This is a genomic window from Kitasatospora sp. NPDC059973, from assembly GCF_042737525.1.
Lineage (GTDB): Bacteria > Actinomycetota > Actinomycetes > Streptomycetales > Streptomycetaceae > Kitasatospora.
The window spans coordinates 1-5,778 of record NZ_JBHWUI010000288.1 but is presented as its reverse complement, the minus strand read 5'-3'; the positions used below and the strand labels follow the sequence as shown (position 1 = coordinate 5,778).

Here is a 5,778-nt window from a genome sequence, read left to right as displayed (position 1 = left end):
TGTTCCTGGGCCCCACCCCCCCCCCCCGGCGGGGGGCTCCGTCATATCTACGCGGGGGGGGGGGCGCCCCGGGGCCCCCCCCCCGCCGCCACCGCGCCCGGAGTACACCGTTCGCCGCAATCGGGCCTCACATCCGCAGGATCCGCAGGTAGCGCTTCAGGTCGGGCAGGCTCTGCCAGACCAGGGCCACGACCGCGGCCGCGCCGGCCGCGCACAGCAGGTTCTTCAGCATGGTGATGACGCCTCTCTCTGCGCCTGCGCGTCCGATCCGACGATCCGCAGGACCACTTCGACCGCCTCCTCGACGGCTGCGGCCACCGGGGCACTGAGCCCGATGCCCTCCTCCAGCGACTCCGGCTCGCACCCCACCACGAGCACCCGTTCGGGCGCGGATCCGCCCGTCCCGGCGGCCAGCGTGGCGAGCAGCGCGAGCACGGCGTCCGGCCCCATCCGGTGCCCGTCCATGACGGGCGCCTCCACCGGGCCGGCGTCCGCCTCGATCAGGTACACCGTGCCCGGCTCGCCTCCGCGCGCGGTGGCGTCGACCAGCACGAGCGTCCGGTAGCCGTCCAGCAGCTGGTAGGCCAGGTGCACTCCGCGCACCCCGATGTCCACCAGCTCGACGTCGGCCGGCAGCGGGTGCCCGGCCAGCCGCCGGACCGTCTCCACCCCGAACCCGTCGTCACCGAGGAAGATGTTGCCCACCCCGGCCACCAGCACCCGGCCCGTGCTCACGACTCCTCCAGCGGGGTGACCTCGTCCGGCTGGAAGTACCGGAACCGGCCCTGGGCGCGCCACAGGTCCGCGCCCGGGTCGTCCTCGACCGTGACGGCGAGGTGCACCGAGCCGTCGACGTCGTGCAGCACGGCCTCGACCACGGCGGTCCGCCCGTGCAGGAAGAGGTCCTGGGCGTCGGTGCGCCGCCGGCCGGGCCGGAGCAGGACGCGGCTGCCGGCCCCGACCTCGCGGCCGTCGACCACCACCCGGTCCCGGTCCGGGTCCACCTCCGGGTCGTTGCCCGGGTCCCACCAGGGCTGCTCGGCGGTCGACGCGGTGATCTCGCGCAGGCCCCGGACGGCGCCGTGCAGCCGCTCCAGGACCTCCGGGGGCATCGACTCGGCGAGGTCGATCACGGCGCCCGCCCGCTCGTCCGTGCCCCGGGCCTCGCGCTTCTCGCGCTCGGTCAGCGCCGCCGTCCGCAGGGCGAGGATCTCGTCGATCTCGGTCGCGTCGTAGAGCGCGCCGAGGCTCTCCGGGGCGACCAGCGGATGGTCCTCCAGGATGATCGGCGAGGAGAGCAGCACCTGGTCGCGCCCGGGCGGGCCGGCCAGCACCGGCCAGGTGTGCTCGTTGCGGCACTCGGCCACGGCCGCCTTCGCCCATTCGGGCGGGTCCGTCACGGACAGGAAGGTGCCCCGGTCGAGGCCGAGCAGCAGGTGCGCCGAGACCAGCGCGCGGGGCAGCGCCGCCTCCCGCCGGTCGCCCGGCCCGGGCTGCCACGGCGCGGTGTTCTCCACCACGACCGCGAGCCTGCGCACCTCGTACGGTCCGGGGACGTCCCGGGCGGTCAGCCGCAGGAGGCCGTCGGCCTGTTCGCGCCGGCGCAGCAGCCGGCCGATCGTCACGCCGTCCTCGCGGAGCAGTTCCAGCTCCTCGCAGGCCGGCAGCTGGAACGGCCGGACGGTCCCGTCGCCGGCCAGCTCGTCGACGGGGACGACGAGTTCCACGCGCTCCTCGACGCCCTCGTCCCACGGGACGAGCACCCGGTCGGCCAGCTCCAGCTCGTCGACCGGCTCGAAGCCGCCGCCGGGGGTGGCGCGCTGGACGGTCCGCCGCTGCGCGCGGAGGAACCGCAGCTCCACCGCCAGCCGGTCGCCGGGGCGCGGCTCGATCAGGCACTCGGTGCGCTGGTGGGAGTGCTCGCCGCTGTCCTCGCCGTAGCCGGGCGGGACGAGGACGCCGAACTGCCAGCGCAGCCGGTTCTTGGCCGCCGAGGCCCGGTAGGGGTAGAGCACGTAGCCCTCGAAGAGGACGGCGTCGGCGATCTGCCGGGCCTGCGCGAACCGGCTCTCGGTCTCGGCCGTGAAGGCGTTCGCGTTCACCGGGCGACCTCCTCGGTCCGGACCGCGTCGAGCAGCTCGCGCACGGTCGCGTCCCAGGACGGCAGGGCCCGCCGGGAGCGGTAGGCGAGCAGTTCCGCCATCAGTTCGGCCGGCAGCCGCAGCCACCCGCAGCCCGGGTAGTGCTGCTCGATCATCTCCCGCCACACCCGCACGGGCATCCGCACCGTCGCCTCCCGGTCCCAGGGCACCGGGGCCACCTGGAAGCCGCCCGGGCCGGTGAACGCGGTGCCGGAGAAGAGCAGCAGCAGCGGGACGTCGCCGCCGTCCAGCGCCGCGAGGTAGCGGGCGGAGGCCACGTCCATGTCGTAGGTGCACGGGACGGGCAGATCCACCTCGGTCTCCCCGGTGAAGCCGGGCACCATCAGCGGCACCTGGGCGAACTGCACCGGGTGCAGCGTGCCGCCCCAGCGGGAGCGCTCGCCGAACAGGTCGGTCAGCCGCTCGCCCTCGGCCTCGCCGTAGGAGCGCCGCGCGGGTTCGATCCGCAGCTGGCAGCGGAGTGCCAGGGCGTGCACCCTGGTCCCTTCGGGGGCGGTGATCCGCAGCCGCAGGATCAGCGTCGGCCCGGCCGCGTGGGGGTCGGGCCGCACGCCGGTGCAGGCGAAGGACAGCGCGGTCACGAGGCCCCCTCCGGTTGGAGCGCGCGGGCCCGGGCGGCCACCCGGGCGAAGAAGGCGTCGAGTTCGGCCCGGGCCTCGGCCCCGCCGTCGAAGCCCTTCCAGCACCGCCGCAGCCGGCCGACCAGCTCGTAGCAGACGTCGATCGGCACCAGGAAGCACTGGACCGGGCTCGCCGCCGGGTGCCGCAGCAGCAACGCCTCGACGTCGGGCTCCAGTTCGGCGGCGAGCCGGCTCGCGCCGAGCGCGGCCCGCCAGTCGGCCTCGTCCGGTTCGCTCTCGGTCGCACCGCCCGGGCCGGGGTAGAGCAGCACCAGCCGGTCCTGCCGGGCGTTGCGGAACAGGAACGCCGTCTCGACCGGGATGCCGAGCGCCGCCCACTGCTCCTCGCCGAACCGGTGGTCCGGCTCGGCGAGGTAGCGGTCGGGCACGCCGCGGTAGCGGCCGCCGGCCGCGCCGGGCTGCTGGAACAGCAGCCCGCAGGCCGTGCAGACACAGGTGAGGGACTGCTCCTCGGTGTCCACCAGGTGCCGGTGCTCCCGCGGGAGCTGCTGGCCGCAGAAGGTGCAGCGCTCCGGCTGCGGGGGTGCGGGCTCGCGCAGCCGGCGCAGCAGGGCGGCGCCGGGGCGGGAGAGCTGACGGGCGCTCACCGCACCTCCGCCGAGGCCGGCGGCCGGGTGCCGATCTGCAGCAGCTGCGGCGCGCGTTCCAGCTCCACGGCCGTCACCTCGGGGGCGTGACAGGCCAGCACGGCCTCGACGTCCTGCTTCCCGCAGCCGCAGCCGCTCCTGGTCCGGCGCAGCCGCAGCGTGCCGGTCGCGGGGTCGAAGCCGAGCAGTTCGACCGGCTCGGGCAGCGCGGCGAGCGCGCGGGCGATCCGGGCGGTGACGTCCTCGGGGTGCAGGTCGTGCAGGACGAGCAGCCCGGCCACCGCCTGGTCGTCCAGCAGCTGCCGCAGCGTCTGCGGCGGCAGGGCTCGGACGAGCCGGGTGAGGCCGTCCCCGTAGAAGGCCATCAGCTCGCGGACCAGCTGCTCGCCGGCCCCCTGCCCGTCGCCGCCGGCCAGCTGGTCCAGCGCCTCCTGGATCCGCAGCCCGGTCTCCTCCGCCGTCATGCGGTGAGCCCGCTCAGGCCCGTGGGCACGTGCATCTTCTGCACGGTCCGGCCGCCGCCGACGTACATGTGGACGCCGCAGGGCAGACAGGGGTCGAAGCTGCGCACGGCCCGCATGATGTCGATGCCCTTGAAGTTCTCCGGCGAGTTCTCCTCGAAGATCGGCGTGTTCTGCACCGCGTCCTCGTACGGGCCGGGCGTGCCGTAGCTGTCGCGGACGCTGGCGTTCCACGGCGTCGGCGGGTACGGGTGGTAGTTGGCGATCTTGCCGTCGCGGATCACCATGTGGTGCGACAGCACGCCGCGCACGGCCTCGGTGAAGCCGCAGCCGATCGACTCGTCCGGCACCTCGAAGCGCTCCCAGGTCTGGCTGCGCCCGGCCCGGACCTCGGCGAGGGCCTTCTCCGCGAAGTGCAGGGCCGCCGCGGCCGCGTAGGCCTGGAAGTACGTCCGGGCGCGGTTGCGCTCGATGGCGTTGCTCCAGCGCGGGATCTTCCACTCGAAGGTGGTCTCCGGCTTGGTCATCGAGCGCGGCAGGTTGATCTGCACGCTGTGGCCGGTGGCCTTGATGTAGCCGATGTCGACCAAGCCGGAGAGCGCGGTGGACCAGAGGCGGGCGATCGGGCCGCCGCCGGTGTCGAGCGCGAGGTGGTCCTTGCCGTCGAACCAGCGGGGGGACATCACCCAGCTGTACTTGTCGTCGAAGTCGCGCTTCTGCGGGGCGGGGACGGTGTGCTGGTTCCAGGGGTGCCTGGGGTCGACCGGGTTGCCCAGCGGGTCGTGGGTGACGAAGAGCTCCTTGCCCTCCCAGTCCTCGTAGTAGGAGCTGCCGAGCAGGATGCGGATGCCGAGGTTGATCTCGGTCAGGTCGTTGGTGACCAGCTTGCCGTCGACGACCACGCCCGGGGTGACGAACATCTTCCGGCCCCAGTCGGTCATGTTCCGGTACGTGAAGTCGCAGTGGTCCGGGTCGTTGAGACTCCCCCAGCAGCCGAGCAGGATGCGGCGCCGGCCGACCTCCTCGTAGCCGGGCAGCGCCTCGTAGAAGAAGTCGAAGAGGTCGTCGTGGAGCGGCACGACCTTCTTCATGAACTCCACGTACCGCATCAGCCGGGTCAGGTAGTCGGTGAAGAGCTGGACCGTCGCCACCGTGCCGACGCCGCCCGGGTAGAGCGTGGAGGGGTGCACGTGGCGGCCCTCCATCAGGCAGAACATCTCCCGGGTGTAGCGGCTGACCTGCAGCGCCTCGCGGTAGAACTCGCCCTCGATCGGGTTGAGCGAGCGCATGATGTCGGCGATCGTCCGGTACCCGTGGTCGCCGGCGTGCGGGGCCGCGGTGCGCTCGGCCAGCTCCAGGACGCCGGGGTTGGTCTCGCGGACCATCTTCTCGCAGTAGTCCACCCCGACCAGGTTCTCCTGGAAGATGTTGTGGTCGAACATGTACTCGGCGGCCTCGCCGAGGTTGATGATCCACTCACCGAGGTGCGGCGGCTTCACCCCGTACGCCATGTTCTGCGCGTAGACGGAGCAGGTGGCGTGGTTGTCGCCGCAGATGCCGCAGATGCGGCTGGTGATGAAGTGCGCGTCGCGCGGATCCTTGCCCCGCATGAAGACGCTGTAGCCGCGGAAGACCGACGAGGTGCTGTAGCACTCCGCCACCTTCTTCTGCTTGAAGTCGATCTTCGTGTGGATGCCGAGGCTGCCCACGATCCGGGTGATCGGGTCCCAGGACATCTCCACCAGGCCGCTGCCGTCGCCGGCTGCCTTCGTCGTCGGTGCCATCGTGTCTGTCGTGCCCTTCTGGAAGCGGGGAGGGTCAGCGGCGGAGCGGGGGGGGGCCCCCGGGGGGGGGGGGGCCCCCGGGGCCCCCCCGGGGGGGGGGGAACGCGGGAAAGGGGGGGCCCCCCGGGGGGCGCGCACGTGGG

7 protein-coding genes are annotated in these 5,778 nt (G+C 73.6%); all 7 read right to left on the bottom strand.

Going from position 1 to position 5,778, the window contains the following annotated elements:
• Positions 1–127 precede the first annotated feature (127 nt).
• The 7 genes from ACFWA9_RS37860 to ACFWA9_RS37830 are packed head-to-tail and all read right to left on the bottom strand — an operon-like array spanning position 128 to position 5,635.
• Positions 128–232 (bottom strand): DUF6893 family small protein, encoded by a 105-nt coding sequence (locus ACFWA9_RS37860; RefSeq protein WP_380393886.1) that lies wholly within the window; start codon positions 230–232, stop codon positions 128–130.
• Complete coding sequence (locus ACFWA9_RS37855; protein ID WP_352292387.1) at positions 226–735, bottom strand: hydrogenase maturation protease; 510 nt, start codon at positions 733–735, stop codon at positions 226–228. Before ACFWA9_RS37855 ends, ACFWA9_RS37860 begins: the two co-directional genes overlap by 7 nt.
• Positions 732–2,102, bottom strand: coding sequence for a hypothetical protein (locus tag ACFWA9_RS37850; RefSeq protein ID WP_380393882.1), 1,371 nt, complete (start codon positions 2,100–2,102; stop codon positions 732–734). Before ACFWA9_RS37850 ends, ACFWA9_RS37855 begins: the two co-directional genes overlap by 4 nt.
• Entirely contained in the window at positions 2,099–2,743 is a 645-nt protein-coding gene (locus ACFWA9_RS37845) for a DUF6084 family protein (protein ID WP_380393879.1), read from the bottom strand. The genes ACFWA9_RS37850 and ACFWA9_RS37845 overlap by 4 nt, the downstream gene beginning before the upstream one ends.
• Positions 2,740–3,390, bottom strand: a complete 651-nt coding sequence (locus ACFWA9_RS37840) for a DUF5947 family protein (RefSeq protein WP_329486181.1) — start codon at positions 3,388–3,390, stop codon at positions 2,740–2,742. The genes ACFWA9_RS37845 and ACFWA9_RS37840 overlap by 4 nt, the downstream gene beginning before the upstream one ends.
• Positions 3,387–3,854: a thioredoxin gene (locus ACFWA9_RS37835; protein WP_380393876.1), complete on the bottom strand. Its 468-nt coding sequence runs from the start codon at positions 3,852–3,854 to the stop codon at positions 3,387–3,389. The genes ACFWA9_RS37840 and ACFWA9_RS37835 overlap by 4 nt, the downstream gene beginning before the upstream one ends.
• On the bottom strand, positions 3,851–5,635 hold the full coding sequence (locus ACFWA9_RS37830; protein WP_329486183.1) for a nickel-dependent hydrogenase large subunit: 1,785 nt from the start codon (positions 5,633–5,635) through the stop codon (positions 3,851–3,853). Before ACFWA9_RS37830 ends, ACFWA9_RS37835 begins: the two co-directional genes overlap by 4 nt.
• Positions 5,636–5,778: the final 143 nt, after the last annotated feature.